The organism is Streptomyces paromomycinus (assembly GCF_003865155.1).
Lineage (GTDB): Bacteria > Actinomycetota > Actinomycetes > Streptomycetales > Streptomycetaceae > Streptomyces > Streptomyces chrestomyceticus.
In genome coordinates, this window is sequence record NZ_BHZD01000001.1 from 8,247,348 (window position 1) to 8,263,524 (window position 16,177).

The 16,177-nt window shown below is 71.8% G+C and carries 8 protein-coding genes; 7 read left to right on the plus strand and 1 reads right to left on the minus strand.

The window, feature by feature from the left end; all coding sequences use genetic code 11:
- The first annotated feature begins 701 nt into the window (after nucleotides 1–701).
- Nucleotides 702–2,114 carry a glycosyltransferase family 2 protein gene (locus tag OEIGOIKO_RS35740; protein ID WP_246177756.1) on the plus strand — a complete coding sequence of 471 codons (1,413 nt, stop codon included), beginning with the start codon at nucleotides 702–704 and terminating at the stop codon, nucleotides 2,112–2,114.
- Nucleotides 2,115–2,379: 265 nt separating this feature from the next.
- On the opposite strand, the gene OEIGOIKO_RS35745 is transcribed toward OEIGOIKO_RS35740, so the two are convergent.
- Nucleotides 2,380–3,294: a hypothetical protein gene (locus tag OEIGOIKO_RS35745; RefSeq protein ID WP_125057506.1), complete on the minus strand. Its 915-nt coding sequence runs from the start codon at nucleotides 3,292–3,294 to the stop codon at nucleotides 2,380–2,382.
- A gap of 184 nt (nucleotides 3,295–3,478) precedes the next feature.
- Here OEIGOIKO_RS35745 and OEIGOIKO_RS35750 point away from each other — a divergent pair, with 184 nt between their 5' ends.
- The 6 genes from OEIGOIKO_RS35750 to OEIGOIKO_RS35775 all read left to right on the plus strand — a co-directional run bounded on the left by OEIGOIKO_RS35750 (nucleotide 3,479) and on the right by OEIGOIKO_RS35775 (nucleotide 16,174).
- On the plus strand, nucleotides 3,479–9,040 hold the full coding sequence (locus OEIGOIKO_RS35750) for a non-ribosomal peptide synthetase (RefSeq protein ID WP_125057507.1): 5,562 nt from the start codon (nucleotides 3,479–3,481) through the stop codon (nucleotides 9,038–9,040).
- Nucleotides 9,040–10,158 (plus strand): saccharopine dehydrogenase family protein, encoded by a 1,119-nt coding sequence (locus tag OEIGOIKO_RS42215; protein WP_125057508.1) that lies wholly within the window; start codon nucleotides 9,040–9,042, stop codon nucleotides 10,156–10,158. Before OEIGOIKO_RS35750 ends, OEIGOIKO_RS42215 begins: the two co-directional genes overlap by 1 nt.
- A gap of 107 nt (nucleotides 10,159–10,265) precedes the next feature.
- A complete protein-coding gene (locus OEIGOIKO_RS35760) occupies nucleotides 10,266–10,658 on the plus strand; it encodes a cupin domain-containing protein (RefSeq protein ID WP_125048283.1) in 393 nt (130 codons plus the stop codon).
- Between the two features lie 121 nt (nucleotides 10,659–10,779).
- Entirely contained in the window at nucleotides 10,780–12,399 is a 1,620-nt protein-coding gene (locus OEIGOIKO_RS35765; protein ID WP_125057509.1) for a B12-binding domain-containing radical SAM protein, read from the plus strand.
- 194 nt (nucleotides 12,400–12,593) lie between these two features.
- Nucleotides 12,594–14,468, plus strand: coding sequence for an ABC transporter ATP-binding protein (locus tag OEIGOIKO_RS35770; protein WP_125057510.1), 1,875 nt, complete (start codon nucleotides 12,594–12,596; stop codon nucleotides 14,466–14,468).
- On the plus strand, nucleotides 14,465–16,174 hold the full coding sequence (locus tag OEIGOIKO_RS35775) for an ABC transporter ATP-binding protein (RefSeq protein ID WP_125057511.1): 1,710 nt from the start codon (nucleotides 14,465–14,467) through the stop codon (nucleotides 16,172–16,174). The genes OEIGOIKO_RS35770 and OEIGOIKO_RS35775 overlap by 4 nt, the downstream gene beginning before the upstream one ends.
- The last annotated feature ends 3 nt before the right edge of the window (nucleotides 16,175–16,177 follow it).

Consider the following 16,177-nt stretch of genomic DNA (forward strand, 5'->3'; position numbering starts at 1 on the left):
AGGAACATGCCGTGGGCAATGGTTCCCGAGTCATGTGATTGGCCGGATCGGAACAATGTGACTGTTGAGAGAATGTAAAAACCCAGGTGTCCCAGGCCGCCCGTGGTTTCTCCCGCCCGAGCCATCGACGCAAAACCGTCTCTGCCCGTCTCCGGGCATCGTCGGAACGCTACGGAGGGGTCTGGCCATCGCCCGCCTGATCATTCACAGTGGTCACTGCCCGCACCCCGCAGTCCGCCCGGGTGCCCGGCCTGCCCACCCGCCGACCGCGCACACCCCTTTTTCTGCCCTCCCTGCCCTCCCTGCCCTCCCTGCCCTCCCTGCCCTTCCTGTCCTGCCACCCGGAGGTGCCGCCCTTCCATGTACCTGGGACCCACCTGGCCGTTGGCCGGCGGCGTGGCAGCGGCACGCGCCGGAACGTCCGGTGGACGGGGAGTCCTCACCGCCGCCATCGGCGCGGCCGTGGTACCGCTGGGTTTCGTCCTGGGACGAGAACTCCAGCGCAGACTGGGCCGCGGCGCCCGGCCCGTCCCCATGCCCCTGCCCGCACCTGTGCCCGTGCCCTCCGCGCAGCCACCCCGGCCCGGCCGCCCGACGGCACCCGTCCGCCCCCGGCCGGCTCTTCCCACGCTTGCCGGAGCCGCCACGCCCCGTCGCCACAGGGGGCCACAAGGGAAGGCGCCCAGATGAAAGTCCCCCGGATGAGACACCCCCTGAAGCACGTCCAGGTGAAACACGCTCTGCTCAGGACCGTCGACGCCGTCGGCAGCACCGTCATCGGACTTTCCGTCGGCTACCTCGCCCTGGCCATGGGCGCGGGCCTGCTCGAACTACGCCGCCAGCGAGCCAAGTTACGGGTCCAGGGCGACACCTCCTACGGCCGGCCCCACCTCGGCCGCCACGACCGCCACCACCTCTACGTCCTCGTTCCCTGCCTCAACGAGGAGTCGGTGATCGGCACCACGGTCAGCGGCCTCCTCGGCCCGCGTACCACCGTCGTGGTCGTCGACGACGGCTCGGACGACGCCACCGGGGCGACCGCCTCGCAGGCCGGCGCGGCGGCCCGCGAGGCCGGTCACCAGGGCGAAGTGACCGTACTGCGACGGGAGCCGCCCAACGCCCGGCAGGGCAAGGGCGAGGCCCTCAACCACGCCATTCGCCTGGTGCGCGAACGCGTCACGGCACGTGGCCAAGACCCTTCACACACCGTGGTGTGCGTCATGGACGCCGACGGCCGCCTCTCCGACCGGGCACTGTCCCACGTCCTGCCGCTCTTCGACGACCCACGGGTCGGCGGGGTCCAACTCGGCGTCCGCATCCGCAACCGCCGCGCCAACTTCCTGACCTGGTTCCAGGACTACCAGTTCTGGGCGATGGCCGCCGTCACCCAGTTCGGCCGCAACCTCACCAGAACCGTCAGCCTCGGCGGCAACGGTCAGTTCACCCGCCTCTCCGCCCTCGACGCCCTCGGCGAACGCCCCTGGTCCCAGTCCCTCACCGAAGACCTCGACCTGGCCATCAGCCTCGCCGTACGCGGCTGGCGCCTGCGCACCACCGCCCACGCCTCCGTCGACCAGCAGGGCGTGAGCGACTTGCGCCGCCTCATTCGCCAGCGCACCCGCTGGTACCAGGGCCACATGACCGCAATCGGCCGCATGGGCGAGATCTGGCACGCCCCGCGCATGGGACACCTGGCGGCCCTGGAGATGTTCGCCTACCTGCTGGTGCCGTGGGCGCTGGACCTGCCCTGGTCCCTCCTCTTCCAGTACTGCCTGTACTTCTTCCTCCGCAGCCCAGACGTCCTGGTCCTACGAGGCAAACCAGCCACCGCGGTCAACGGCACTTGCCTACGCCTCCCCCTGAACCTCCTGGCCTGGTACCTACTGGCCTTCGCCCCCGCCCTGCTCACTTCCTGCACCTATCTACGCCGCGACAAAAACGTCGGCCTACCCCGCGCCCTGCTCCTCGGCCACTCCTTCGTCGTCATGAACTACATGTCCTTCCTCTGCGCCTGGAGAGCCCTGTTCCGCATGCTGCGCGGCCAAACGGGGTGGACCAAGACGAGCCGGGAGGTGGAGGGGGTGGGGGCTGGGGGCGTGGCTTCGGCTGCTTGAGGGGGTGCGGGTGGTGGGATGGCCGGGGGGGCGAGATGTGGTCGATCAGTCGGGGTCGACCCCGCACACGCGGGGACCACAGGCCCTGACCAGCGCGTCTCTCAGTGAAGGCGGCGGATTTTACTTACTTTCACGGGAACCGGCATACCTGGCATACCTCCCAGCGTCGACTGGCTGCTCCGCTCACGCAGATCTTGAGTTGCGACTGTCACGGACCTCAGGGCTCAGACTGAGGTGAACCGCCGAGGCGGCGACGGGTGCCTCCTCACGCCACAGTGTCGATCTTGGAAGCGCACGCCGCGCGTATCACGGTCAACCGCGCGGTCGCTTCCCGGTACGCCGGCCCGCCGGGGCTGCGGATCGCATCCGTCACCAACGCCTCCAACGTCCTGAGTCTTGCCGGCGGGAGGACGAACGTCCCGTACAGGTGGAAGCCGGTTTCCACCTTGTTGCGGAGGGTGCGGTGCAGGTCGTCCCAGGCGTCCTCGGCGGCGTTTCGGAGCTGGTCGCGGTCTGCTGCCGCGCCGTGGGACAGGCGGGTCAGGCACCGTTCCAAGTTTTCGGCGCGGTCGTCCAGTTGTGTGGCCAGCTTTCTGACGCGCTCGAACACCTTCTTCGACGAGACCACGAGTCCGATCACCACGCTGAGGCACGTCGCGAAGACCGCGGGCGCGTAACGCCCGGGGACGGGCAACGTGCGGATCAGGCAGACGGCGCCCACCGTGCCGCAGCACGTCGCGGCGACCTGGAGGGCCGCCGCCCATGTGAGACGTCCCCGCAGGCGCTCGTAGGCGAACGACGTGGGTTCCCGTATCCCGCCGCCGATGTGGTGGAAGATCCAGATCATCAGTAAGGCCGAGCCGGACGTCACGGGCTGGTCCGGCAGGAAAGCGGCTGCCGTCACCACGATCAGGCCGACGGCCGCCACGTATGCCGTCATCGGTAGGAACGTGATCACTCGGTGCCAGGTTTCCGAGCGGGCGACGAACCATGGTGCCGTGACCCGGTACGAGCCGAGCAGCAGGAGAGCCGAGAGGGTGGCCAGCCCTCGGAACAGTGTCGGTGAGGTGGTGTTGAGGGCCGCCGCTGTCAGGGCCAGGACGGTCGCGGTGCCGGCCGCCCCGGCCAGCGGCCGCCAGCGGGCAGGGCGAGTCTCATGGGTTACGGGCTCGGATGTCATGGGCGGTCTCCTCGCCTTGGCAGGTGCGGGCTCGCTTGGCGCCTGCCTACGAGGTAACCACCTGCCACTGACAATCCGTCCGCAGCACCGGCATCCAGATTCTCGCCAGCCGGTGCTGCCACGCTGGGCGTTCTCCGTACATCGGTTCCGAGTCTCGGTACGAAGGCGCAGGAGGAGCAGCGGTATGAATGCCGGCGAGTACGTGGACGGGCTCACCGCACTGGGTGTCACGCTCTACGAGGAGGACGGCAAGCTGCGGTACCGGGCCCCGAAGGGAATCCTCACCGAGGAGCGGCTGCGGGAGCTGAAGGACCGGAAGGATGCTGTGCTGGCGCATCTGCGGGCCCAGGAGTTCGGGCCGGGGTTGGTGGTGGATGCGGCGGCCCGGCATGAGCCGTTCCCGCTGACCGATGTCCAGTCGGCGTACCTGCTCGGGCGCAGCGAGGCGTTCGACTACGGGGGCGTGGCCTGTCACGGGTATCTGGAACTGGCGTTGCCGGACGGGGACGAGCAGCGGCTGGAAGATGCTTGGAACCTCCTGGTCCGGCGGCACGACATGCTGCGGGCGGTGGTCTCGGCCGACGGGTACCAGCGGGTGCTGGCCGAGGTGCCGCGCTATGCGATACGCCGTACGGATACGCGGCAGGCGGATGGGGAGCGGGCGCGGCTGGTCGTTGACGAGATCCGTACGGAGATGTCCCACCAGGTGCGGGCGACCGACCAGTGGCCGTTGTTCGAACTGCGTACCACTCGTACGGTCGGCGGACTTCTCCTGCACGTCGCGGTTGATCTGCTCATTTGCGACTACGGCAGTATTCGGACGCTGCTCGGCGAGTTGCGGGAGTTGTGGGTCGGTTCGGGTCTCACGGGCACGGATTCCGACGGGGCCGGTGGAGAGGCTCCGACGTTCCGGGATTATGTGCTGGCTGCGCGGGCCGCGCGTGAGGGCACCCGTTACCAGCGGGACCGTGAGTACTGGTGGAGTCGTATCGACGATCTGCCCCCGGCGCCCGAACTGCCGCTGCGCACCGACTCCCTTCAAGCGCCGCCCAGGTTCCGGCGGCACGGCACCCGGCTCACCGCCGAGCAGTGGCGGGCCCTGGACCGGCGTGCGGCCCACGCGGGTGTGACGGCCTCGGTGGTGCTGCTTCAGGCGTTCGCGGAGACTGTGGGGCGGTGGAGTCGTAAGCCGCGATTCTCACTGAGTCTGACGCTGCAGAATCGGCTGCCGCTGCACCCGGGGATCGACCGGGTGATCGGTGACTTCAGCTCCACCAGCCTGCTCGCGGTGGACCTCACCGAGGGGGACACCCTGCTGGACCGGGTGCGCGCTTCGCAGGCGCGGCTCTGGGACGACATGGATCACAAGCTGTGTTCCGGGGTCGAGGTGCTGCGGGAACTGGCTCGGCGACGGGGGCGGGCCGAAGCCCTGATGCCGGTGACATTCACCAGTACGGTCAGTGGGGCCCGTAGCGCGGCCGCGACAGCGACAGCCGGCGGGCCCGGCGCTTTCGAACCGGCGGCTCTGATGCGCGGTGCGGAACTGGTGCACGGGATCACCCAGACCCCCCAGGTGTGGATCGACTGCCAGATCATGGAGGACACGGGCGGGCTCCTGGTGCACTGGGACGTCCGGGAGGGGCTGTTCCCGGACGGTGTGGTCGAGGATATGTTCGGCGCGTTCGCCGGACTGGTTGCCGGGCTGGCCGACGGGGGCGGGGACGGGGCCTGGCAGCGGACCGTTCCCGTGCAGCTGCCCGCCCACCAGCGCGAGCGGCTGGCGCGGATCAACGCCACCGAGGCGCCCCGCTCCGCCGACCCGCTGCACGCCGAAGTCATGGCCCAGGCGCGGCGCACCCCGGGCCGCCCGGCCGTCGTCACGCCCGGCCGCACCCTGGACTACGCGGAACTGGCCGCCCGGGCCCGAGCCGTCGCGGCGGCACTGACCGCCTCCGGAAGCGTTCGCGGGGAACGGGTGGCGGTCGTCATGGACAAGGGCTGGGAGCAGGTCGTCGCCGTCCTCGGCGTGCTCCTCGCCCAGGGTGCCTACCTGCCGGTCGACACCACCCAGCCGCCGCTGCGCCGCGACACCCTGCTGGCGGACGCCGGGGTGCGGCGGGTGCTCACCCAGTCCTGGCTGGAGCCTGGGCTCGGTCTGCCGGCGGGTATGACGGCCCTCGTGGTGGACATGGTGGAGCCGGGCGCCCCGGAAGACGCACCGGCGGTCGCCGAGGTGGTGGCGGATCCGGACGACCTCGCTTACGTGATCTACACCTCCGGCTCCACCGGTACCCCGAAGGGCGTGATGATCAGCCACGGCGCCGCGCGCAACACCGTGGACGACATCAACTCCCGTTTCGGCGTGGGTGCGGACGACCGGGTCCTGGGCCTGGCCCAGCTGGGCTTCGACCTGTCGGTGTACGACATCTTCGGCCCCCTGGCAGTGGGCGGCGCCCTCGTGCTGCCCGATGCCGCGCGCCGTGGTGACCCCGTGCACTGGGCTGAGTTGGTGCGCGAGCACGGGGTCAGTGTGTGGAACTCCGTGCCCGCGCAGCTGGTGATGTTCCACGAGTACCTGCGTGCCGAGCCCGCCGCCGGTACGGGCCGGCTGCGGCTCGCGATGCTGTCCGGCGACTGGATTCCGGTGACGCTGCCGGACGCCGTACGGGCCCGGGTGCCGGGGCTGAGTGTGGTCAGTCTGGGTGGGGCGACCGAGGCCGCGATCTGGTCCATCCACCATCGGGTGGGTGCGGTTGATTCCCGCCTGGGCAGCATTCCGTACGGGCGGCCGTTGGCCAACCAGACCTTCCGGGTGCTGGATCCGCTGATGCGGGACTGTCCGGAGCACGTCACGGGCGAGCTGTACATCGGGGGAGCCGGGCTGGCGCTGGGATACCTCGGTGACGAGCAGCGCACCGCCGAGCGGTTCGTCAAGCATCCGCACGACGGTGAACGGCTGTACCGCACCGGCGACATGGGCCGCCGTCTGGCCGACGGTGAGATCGAGTTCCTGGGCCGGGTGGACGGCCAGGTGAAGCTGAACGGGCACCGCGTCGAACTGGCCGAGGTGGAGGCGGCGCTCCAGGGGCACCCCGCCGTACACCTGGCGGCGGCCGTCGTCCACGGCGAGGGCGGCAGCCGTCGGCTGGTCGCCTTCGCGGAGACCGCCCGTACGGAGCCGGGTCCGCTGCCCGCCGGCTGGCCGGCCGCGGTGACCGAACAGGCCGCGCGCGTCGCGGAGGGCGTCCGGGACGCTGACGTACGGGCGATGTGCGCCGCGCTGGACGAGTCCGCGCTGCTGTCCATGGCCCGGCTGCTGCGCGCCCGTGGGCTGTTCAGCGCTCCGGACGACGGGCACTCCACGGACGAGATCATGGCTGCTTCCGGTGCCTCCCCAGGCCATCACTACCTCGTACGGCGCTGGCTCGCCGCGTTGGCCGCCGACGGGCGCCTGACGCACGATCCGTCGGGGGACCGCTGGCACGGGCTGGCGCCGGCCGACGAGGAGCGCGTCCGGGCCGTACATGAGCGCATCGACGCGCTGGAGCCGCTGACCGGCTGGGGCGCGGCCCTCGTCCGCTTCCATCGGGACTGCGAGCGGCGGCTGGGCGAGCTGCTCAGTGGAGAACTGCCGCTGCGCGAACTGCTCTTTCCCGAGGGTGGTCTGGAGACGGCGGCGGCGGCTTACCGGGACAATCTGATCAGCCGGTACAACAACGCGGCCGCCGTCGCCGCGGTCCGCGCGATCGTGGCCGGGCACGGCGGCCCGGGGCCCGTGCGCGTACTGGAGATCGGTGCCGGGATCGGCGGGACCAGCGCCGAGCTGATCCCGGCCCTGGCGGACCTGCCCGTCGACTACCACTTCACGGACGTGTCGCACTTCTTCCTCAACGCGGCACAGGAAGCCTTCGCCGCGTATCCGTGGGTGCGGTACGGGCTGTTCGACCTCAACGCGGAGCCGTACGCCCAAGGGCTCCGGCCGAACGGCGCGGACGTCGTCGTCGCCGCGAACGTGCTGCACAACGCCGTGCACGCGGGGGAGATGTTCGACCGGCTGCGCGAGCTGGTGGCACCGGGCGGCTGGATGGTGTTCATCGACGCGACCCGGGACACCTGCCGCGGCATGACGTCCATGGAGTTCAACGACGGGCTGACCGGCTTCACCGACGGACGCGCCCGTACGGGGGCCACCTTCTTCACCCGTGAGCAGTGGCTGGGCCTGCTGGACGCGGCCGGCGCCACCGACGTGCTGTGCCTGCCGGCGCCGGACAGCGCGCTGGCCGAGATCGGCCAGCAGGTCCTCGCGGCCCGCTTCAAGGCCGACCGCGCCGCCGTCACCCCGGCCGAACTGCACGCCCGGCTCGCCGAACGCCTGCCCGCCTACATGATCCCGGCGGACCTCCAGGTGGTCGACGCGATCCCGCTGACCGGCAACGGCAAGGTGGACCGGAACCGGCTGGCCGCCCTGGCCGGACCGGCCGCGCCCGGCACCGCCGCCGACGGCGGGGCGGCACCGCGGGACGAGCTGGAGCGTGCCCTGGCCGGGCTGTGGGCCGAGGTGCTGCACGTGCCCTCCGTCGGCCGGGACGCCGACTTCTTCGCCCTCGGCGGTGACTCGCTGCTGGTGGCCCAGCTCGTCGGCCGGACGCGCCGGCAACTGCCGCAGGCGGCCGCGGTGACCTGGGACGATCTGCTGCGGATGGTGCTGAACCGGCCCAGCGTGGCGGCGCTCGCCGACCGGCTGCGGGCCACCGGGGCCCCCGGAGGCGCAAAGGACTCGCCCCTGGTGGAACTCGCCCCGCGGCCCGCCGACGCGGCCGACGCGCCGGTGCTCGTCCTGGTCCACGACGGCACCGGGACGGTGGCGCCGTACCGCGCCCTGGTCCAGGAACTGGCCGGGCGGCTGCCGCTGGCGGGGCTCGTCGTGGACGACCTCGACTCCTATCTCGCCGCCGCGCCCGGCACGCTGGTCGGTGATCTGGCCGACCGGTACGCGCGGGTGCTGCTGGAGGAGGGGTACGCCAAGGTCCATCTCGTCGGCTACTGCATGGGTGGTCTGCTGGTCACCGAACTGGCCGACCGGCTCGCCGGGGCGGGCACCGAGGTGACCGATGTGACGGTCGTCAGCAGTTACCGGGTGCCTTATCTGGTGGAGGACGATCTGCTGGCCGAGTACGTCTTCGCCCGCATGATGCGCGCCGACACCGTACGGCTCGGCTACCCGGAGGACGAGGGGACGACCCGCGCCCTCGTCGAGGCGGTCGCCGCCGAGCACGGCGGGCGGGTGCCGCACGGGAGCCTCACCGGACACTGCGCCGAAGGACTGGGGCCGGACGCGGCGGCGGCCCAGCGCGCCCTGCGGACGCTGGCCGAACGGCCGCAGGAGGAACGGCTGCGGGCCATCGGGTCCCACATGTCCCAGGACGAGGCGGAATTCAGCTCACTGGAGCGGCTCACCCGCCTCTACCGCACCGTCCGGCACAGTCTGGTGACGGTGGCCCTGCACGAGGCGACGCCGTACAAGGGACGCGCCACGCTGGTACGGCAGGTCGGTGAGGCCGAGGTCTTCCCCGGCATGCACCGGGACATGGGCGAGTACTGGCAGCAGGTGTGCACCGGTGACCTGCGGATCGTGGACGTGCCGGGGGACCACTTCACGTGTGTGCGTCCGCCGCATGCCCAGGCGGTGGCGGCCCTGCTCGCCGGAGAGCCGCAGGCGGACGGAGACTCGCGGAGGCAGGGCTGATGGCCGCGCCGCTGGTCGGCATTCTCGGTGCGTACGGCGCGGTGGGGTCGGCCGCGGCGCGTCGGCTGGCCGCCGAGGGCCGCTGCCGGCTGCGTCTGGGAGGCCGTGCCCTGGAGCCCGCCCGGCGGCTTGCGGCCGGGCTGGGGCCGTTGGCCAGCGCGCGGGCGGTGGATGCCCGGGACGGACAGAGTCTGGCGGCGTTCGCTGAAGGGTGTCGGGTGGTGCTCAACTGCGCCGGGCCCGCCTACCTGCTGCTGGACCGCGTCCGGCAGGCGGCGTTCACCGCCGGTGCCGACTACGTGGACGTGATGGACGACGGCACGGCCTCCGCGCCGGGCGGCCCACGTACCGCCGTGCTGTCGGCGGGCCTCGTACCCGGCCTGTCCGGGCTGCTGCCCGGCCTGCTCGCCGGGTCGATGGCCCGCCCGCTGCGGTTCACCGGCGGCTACGCCGGGCTGGGCGCTCTCACCCATACGGGCGCCGTCGACTACCTGCTGAGCCTGGACCGGGGCTTCGGCGTCCCGATGGGGCTCTGGCGTGGCCGTACGGTACCCGGGGCGCTGCGTACCGACGACGGCGTCCGGGTACCGGGTCTGCCCCGGCCGGTGACGGCGGTTCCCTTCCTCACCGCCGAAGTGGTGGAGCGGGCCGAGGCGCTGGGGCTTGTGGAGGCGCGCTGGTACAACGCCTTCGACGGCAACTTCTTGTACGACGCGTTGAACCGGGTACGGATCGGCGACGGCCCGGACCTCGACACCCGCGCGGCCGAACTGGTGCGGGCGGGCGCTCTGGACGCGGCCGGGCGGACGCCGTACCACGCCCTGTGGGGCAGCCTGGACGGTATCGGGCACGAGGGTGCCGAGATGCGCCGGACCGTACTGATCAGGGGCGCGGACGGGTCGGAACTGACCGGTGAGGTCGGCGCGTTCGCGGTGTCCGAGGTGTGTGACGGAAGGGTGCCCGCCGGGGTGCACCGGGCGGCCGAGGTGCTCTCGCCCCGGCGCGTGGTGGACCGGCTGCGCGCGGTCGCCGGCGGTCTCGTGGTGGCCGAGCGGGACGCGCGGGCGGCATCCGGTGCGGACCTCGTGGACGAGGCGGAGGAAGAGGGCGCTCTGTGACGCGGCGGGCGCCTTTCGGCAGCTCCAGATTCCGTCCAGTCGGCCCTGCCATCATCCGGTGAGCCCGGGCGGCCCGGCCGCCGCGCACTGCCCCGAGAGGATTCGCCATGTCCGCCGTAGACCTCTTCTCCTCCATGTTCCGGCTGCGACACGACGGCACCGTCCATGCCGAGGAGTTCACCATGCGGCCCGACCTGGACGGCTGGACGGCCGTGACCATGCGTGCCGAGACGACGGCGGACCTGAAGTCGGCGGCCAACTGGATGCGTCACCCCGACGGCGACGAGGTGATGTGCGTCCTGTCGGGCGCGATGCGGATCTACTACCGCACGGGCGGCCCCGAGGACACCGACGGTGAACTGCGGGTCCGCGTCGGCGCGGGGGAGGCCTTCGTCGTGCCGTCGGACGCCTGGCACCGGGTGGAGCTGGAGGCACCCACCGAGATGCTGGTGGTGCTGCGGGCCGAGGGGACGTTGATCGAACAGCGGCACGGCCACTGAGCGGCAGGCGGCGGCCAGATTTCGTGCAGAGGGGCCTGCCACGCTCTTCTCCGGGCGGGGGATTCCGGTGTGCGGCCGGCCCTCGTCCTCGCTCCCGGTGTCGTCACAGGAATGGGATCTCATGCGTTTCCTACTTTTGAGCGGGCTCGGCCCCGGAGAACTCGGCCCGACGCATTTCAACTCCCCGTACATGGCCGGGACGCTCTTCGGGGACAACCCGAGCGAACTGGGCCGGGAGATGCTGCGCCGCGCCGGACACGAGGAACTGCGGCTCGACCGGCTGAGTTTCGCGTCGTCGGGCCGCCCTTACGCCCTGCTGCGCCCGCGTGCCGCGGCGGGGCCGCACCTGACCACGGTGACGCTGCACTCGATCCTGGAGACCGGCGACTACGATTTCGCCCGGGTGGATCTGGCCGAGGTGTGGACCGGTGCGGCGCAGGTGCCGTCCGGGGACTTCGATCTGGTGCTGCTGTCGACGACCTACATCTGGAACGAGCCGATCCTCCGGCAGGCGGTCGCCTGGATACGGGAGAACCTGCCGGGCACCGGCATCGTGGCCGGCGGGCAGTTCACCAACCTCAAGTTCATGATGGCCCTGCGCGACCACCCGGAGATCGTCGCGGTCGTGCGCGGCGACGGGGAGGTCTCGCTGCCCCTGACGCTGGACACCCTCGCCGCCGGCAAGAGCCTGGAGTCGGTGCCCAACGTCGTCTGGCGCGACGGGGACCGGGTCCGGGTCAATCCGGTGGAGTACGTGGACCTCGACGGGTTCCCCTCGCCCAGTGTCTCCGGGCGGGCCGCGGTGGTGCCGTACGAGTCGATGCGGGGCTGTCCCTTCGACTGCAAGTTCTGTTCCTTTCCCGCGGCTTCGCCGAAATGGCGCTACAAGTCGGCGGAGAAGATCCGGGACGACTGGGCCGGGTACGCCGCGGACAACGGCACCGAGATGATGTACGCGATGGACTCCACGTTCACCATCCCGCCGGTGCGTTTCCGCAAGCTGCTGGAGATTTTGCCGGGTTCCGGCATACCGGTCTGGGAGGGGTTCAGCCGGGCGAACACGCTGAACTCCGAAGCGGTGGTGGCGGGTCTGGAAGCGGCGCACTGTTTCCAGATCCATGTGGGCTTCGAGTCCATGAACGACCAGACGCTGAAGAACATGAGCAAGCGGGTGTCGGTGAAGCAGAATCTCACGGCCCACGAACTGCTCAGCCGCAGCGAGATCAACACCTACGGCCTGTTCATCGTCGGATATCCGGGGGAGAGCCCCGAGACGTTCCAGGACACCCAGGACTTCCTGATGGAGGAGTACATCGGCCACTTCTCCATGGCGCGCTTCACCATCACGGACGAGAACATGCCGATGTGGCAGGACCGGGAGAAGTTCCGGATCGAGGCGGAGGACCCCAACGACCCCGGGTCGCCGTGGTCGCACATCGGGATGGACAGCGACCGGGCGGGCCAGTTGCTGACCGAGACCCTGGACAAGGTGCGGCGGACCAACGACCGCGCGGTGCTGAAGTTCTGGCAGCACAACTACCAGCACTGGCTGCTGCCGCAGCACGACCGCAAGACCAACCTCGCGGTCGAGAAGAGCCTGGAACTGCTCGCCATGACGCCGCGTGACTTCACCGATCCGGACGAGGGGGCGCACGCCATGCGGACCCAGTTGGACCAGCTGCGTTCGGTCGGGATCGAGCCGGCTCCCGAGGGCCGGGAGCTGTGCCTCGATCCGCTGTGACGGGCGGTACCGGGCCCGGGCCCCGGCGGTGGCCGGGCGCCGGGGCCCGGGTGCCGCCGGTGGCCCCGGGGCGGGTTGCCACTCCAGTTCTTATACGCGTATAGTTTCTGGGTGGAGCCCAGTCATGAGCGGTTGTCGACGCGGCCGTACGCCGCGCGAGCCGCCGACCCGGCCTTGGAGGGCGGGACTTTTCTATGGCCACGACAGAACAGGTGAGCACGCTCACCGACGGAACCGGCGGCCGCGCGGCCGACGACCCCACCGCGGCGGGTGAGCCGCCCGGCGCGGCGCGCGGCGGCCCGGAGGAACAGGCGGCACAGGGCCGCCGGATGCTCGTCCGGCTGTTACGCCCGTACCGGGGACGGCTCGTCGCCGTCCTGGTGCTACAGGCGGTCGGTGCCCTGGCCGGCCTCGCCCCGCTGCTCGCCCTGGCCGAGATCGGCCGGGAACTGCTCGCCCCCGGGCCGGCCGACCGCACCGCCGTGTGGACCGCCGTCGCCTCAGGCGCCGCGGGCCTGCTGGTACGGGTCCTGTTCACCGCGGCCGCCGGAGGGTGCGGCCACCTCGTCGACGGGGACCTGCACCTGTCGCTGCGCAAGTCACTGGCCCAGCGCCTCGGGCGGGTGCCCCTGGGCTGGTTCTCGCGCCGCAGCTCGGGCGAGGTGAACGGCGTGGTGCAGGGCGACGTCGACACGCTGCACCACCTGATCGCCCATACACCCGGCGAGTTCACCTCCGCCGTCGTCGTCCCCGTCGCCTCGCTGGCCTATCTGGCCTGGGTGGACTGGCGGCTGACGCTCGTCGCGCTGATCCCGGTCCTGTTCGGCATCGCCGTGCACCGCCTGCTGTCGAGCGAGGAACGGCGCCGCCAGGGCATGGCCGTGGGCCAGGCCATGGGCCGTATCGGCGCCTCGTCCGTGGAGTTCGTCCAGGGCATCTCCGTCGTGAAGACCTTCGGCGGCGCGGGCCGGGTCCACCAGCGCTACCGGCGGGCCGCCGACGACTTCGCCGACTTCTTCCTCGGCTACGTCGCCGGGAGCGCGGGCCTGGCGTCGCTGTCCGCCCTCGTCCTGGCACCGCCGTTCGTGCTGCTGCTCATCCTGACCGGCGGCACCCTGCTGATCACCCAGGGCGCCATGCCCCCCGCCGAACTGCTGCCCTTCCTGCTGCTGTCCGTGGCGCTGACGGCGCCGGTCGCGGCGCTGGGCCACGGCATGGACAACATCCACGCCGCCGAGCGGTCCGCCGACCGCATCCACGAGATGCTCAGCGCCCGGCCGCTGCCGGTCCCGGACCACCCGGCTCTCCCGGACGGGGACCGCGTGGAGTACCGGGGCGTCGGCTTCGCCTACGACGACGGCCACCCGGTGCTGCACGACATCGACCTCGTCCTGGAGCCCGGCACCACCACCGCCCTCGTCGGCCCGTCCGGCGCGGGCAAGTCCACCCTCGCCCAGATGCTGCCCCGCTTCTTCGACCCGACGCGCGGCGCGGTCCTGCTCGGCGGGGTCGACGTCCGCGACATCGGCGACGAACAGCTCTACCAGCGGGTCGCGTTCATCTTCCAGGACGTCCGGGTGCTGCGCGCCACGGTCGCCGAGAACATCGCGCTGGCGGTGCCGGACGCCGATCGCTCCGCGGTCGTCGCCGCCGCCCGCGCGGCGGGCCTGCACGAGCGCGTCGCGGCCCTCCCGCACGGGTACGACTCCGTGCTCGGCGAGGACATCGGCCTGTCCGGCGGCGAGGCGCAACGGCTCGGCATCGCCCGCGCGCTGCTCATCGACGCCCCCGTGCTCGTCCTCGACGAGGCCATGTCCTTCGCCGACGCCAAGACCCAGGCGGAGCTCCGGCGCGCCCTGGACGTGCTGCGCGCGGGACGCACCCAGCTCGTCATCGCGCACCGGCTGGAGACCGTCACCCGCGCCGACCGCATCGTCGTCATGGAGGGCGGCCGCATCGTGGAGAGCGGAACGTACCAGGAACTCATGGGCGCGGGCGGCAAGCTCGCCCAGATGTGGCGGGCCCAGCACCGCCACGGGAACGGCACGCACGAAGGGACCGGCCGATGATCCGACTGCTCCTGCGGGTCATGGGCGAGACACACGGCCGCCCCGTACGCCGCACGCTCGTCCTGATGGCTGCTCGGGCCGTCGTGGAAGGTCTGTCCTACGCGCTGCTCGTGCCGCTGCTGCGCGCCCTGCTGGGGCCGCGGCCCGCCGGCGCCTGGCCGTGGCTCGGCGCCTTCGCCGCCGCGTTCCTGCTGTGCGCCGTCCTCGGCTACCGCAGTGTCCTGACGGGTTTCCGTACGGGTGGTGAGCTGTCCCGCGGACTGCACCACCGCCTCGGCGACCAGCTCGCCGGGCTGCCCCTGGGCTGGTTCACGTCCTCGCGCATCGGGGACGTCTCCGGCCTGACCAGCCGCAGCGTGATGGAAGTGATGTCGGTGCCCGCGCACCGGCTCGGCCCGCTCGTCGACGCCACCTTCGTCCCCCTGACGATCGTCGTGGTCATGTTCTTCTTCGACTGGCGGCTGGCGCTGGCGGCGCTGCTCGCGGCGCCCCTGATCGCGGCGGTGCAGCACGCCACCGCGCGGGCCACCGCACGCGAGGACGCCGAGCGCGCGCGGCGCAGTGACGACGCCTCCGCCCGGGTGGTGGAGTACGTCCGCGCCCAGCCGGTGCTGCGGGCCGGTGGCCGTACCGGCGAGCGCTTCCAGCAGCTGGACGAGGCGCTGCACGCGCAGTGGCGCAGCGAGCGGCGCGCCGCCGTGAAGGGGCTGCCCGGCGTCCTCGGTCTGAGTCTCACCGTGCAGACCGTGTTCACGCTGGTCCTCGCGCTGGGCGCCTACCTTGCCCTCGACGGCTCCGCCGACGCGGCGTCCGTACTCGCCCTGCTCGTGCTGAGCGCGCGCTGCGTCGACCCGCTGCTGTCGCTGGCCGACCTGGGCGGCGTCATGCGGGCCTCGCGCGGCGAGCTGGAACGCATCGACGCGGTGCTGCGGGAGAAGCCGCTGCCGCTGCCCGAGCAGCCGAAGACGCCCGTCGACAACAGCCTCGAACTGGACGGCGCCACCTTCCGGCGCGGCGGCCGCACCGTACTGGACGGGCTGAGCCTGAAGGCGGAGGACGGCCGGCGGCTGGCGCTCGTCGGTTCCTCCGGGGCCGGCAAGACCACGCTGTTGCAGCTCGCCGCGCGGTTCCACGACGTGGACGCGGGCGCGGTGCGGCTCGGCGGGGTCGACGTGCGGGACATCGACGGCGACGAGCTGATGTCCCGGCTGTCCATCGTCTTCCAGGACGTCTACCTGTTCGAGGGCACCATCGAGGACAACGTACGGCTCGGCCGTCCCGACGCCACCCAGGACGACGTGCGCCGGGCGGCCACCGCCGCCCGCCTGGACGAGGTGGTCGCCCGGCTGCCGCAGGGCTGGGACACCGAGGTCGGCGAAGGCGGCGCGGCCCTGTCCGGCGGTGAGCGCCAGCGGGTGTCGATCGCCCGCGCCCTGCTGAAGGACGCCCCCGTACTGCTGCTCGACGAGGCCACCTCCGCGCTGGACCCGGAGAGCGAGCAGGCCGTCCAGGAAGGGCTGGACCGGCTGATGCGCGGCCGCACCGTCGTCATGGTCGCGCACCGGCTGCACACCGTCCGGGACGCCGACACCATCGCCTTCCTGGAGGACGGCCGCATCGTCGAGTCCGGCACCCACCAGGAACTCCTCGGACGCGACGGGAAGTACGCCGCGTTCTGGAAGATCGCCACGCACCAGCCGGCCTGAGAG

Coding starts and splice junctions, on each gene's coding strand:
- OEIGOIKO_RS35775 (WP_125057511.1), top strand. CDS start 14,465: ATGATCCGACTGCTCCTGCGGGTCATGGGCGAGACACACGGCCGCCCC.
- OEIGOIKO_RS35750 (WP_125057507.1), top strand. CDS start 3,479: ATGAATGCCGGCGAGTACGTGGACGGGCTCACCGCACTGGGTGTCACG.
- OEIGOIKO_RS35760 (WP_125048283.1), top strand. CDS start 10,266: ATGTCCGCCGTAGACCTCTTCTCCTCCATGTTCCGGCTGCGACACGAC.
- OEIGOIKO_RS42215 (WP_125057508.1), top strand. CDS start 9,040: ATGGCCGCGCCGCTGGTCGGCATTCTCGGTGCGTACGGCGCGGTGGGG.
- OEIGOIKO_RS35770 (WP_125057510.1), top strand. CDS start 12,594: ATGGCCACGACAGAACAGGTGAGCACGCTCACCGACGGAACCGGCGGC.
- OEIGOIKO_RS35745 (WP_125057506.1), bottom strand. CDS start 3,294: ATGACATCCGAGCCCGTAACCCATGAGACTCGCCCTGCCCGCTGGCGG.
- OEIGOIKO_RS35740 (WP_246177756.1), top strand. CDS start 702: ATGAGACACCCCCTGAAGCACGTCCAGGTGAAACACGCTCTGCTCAGG.
- OEIGOIKO_RS35765 (WP_125057509.1), top strand. CDS start 10,780: ATGCGTTTCCTACTTTTGAGCGGGCTCGGCCCCGGAGAACTCGGCCCG.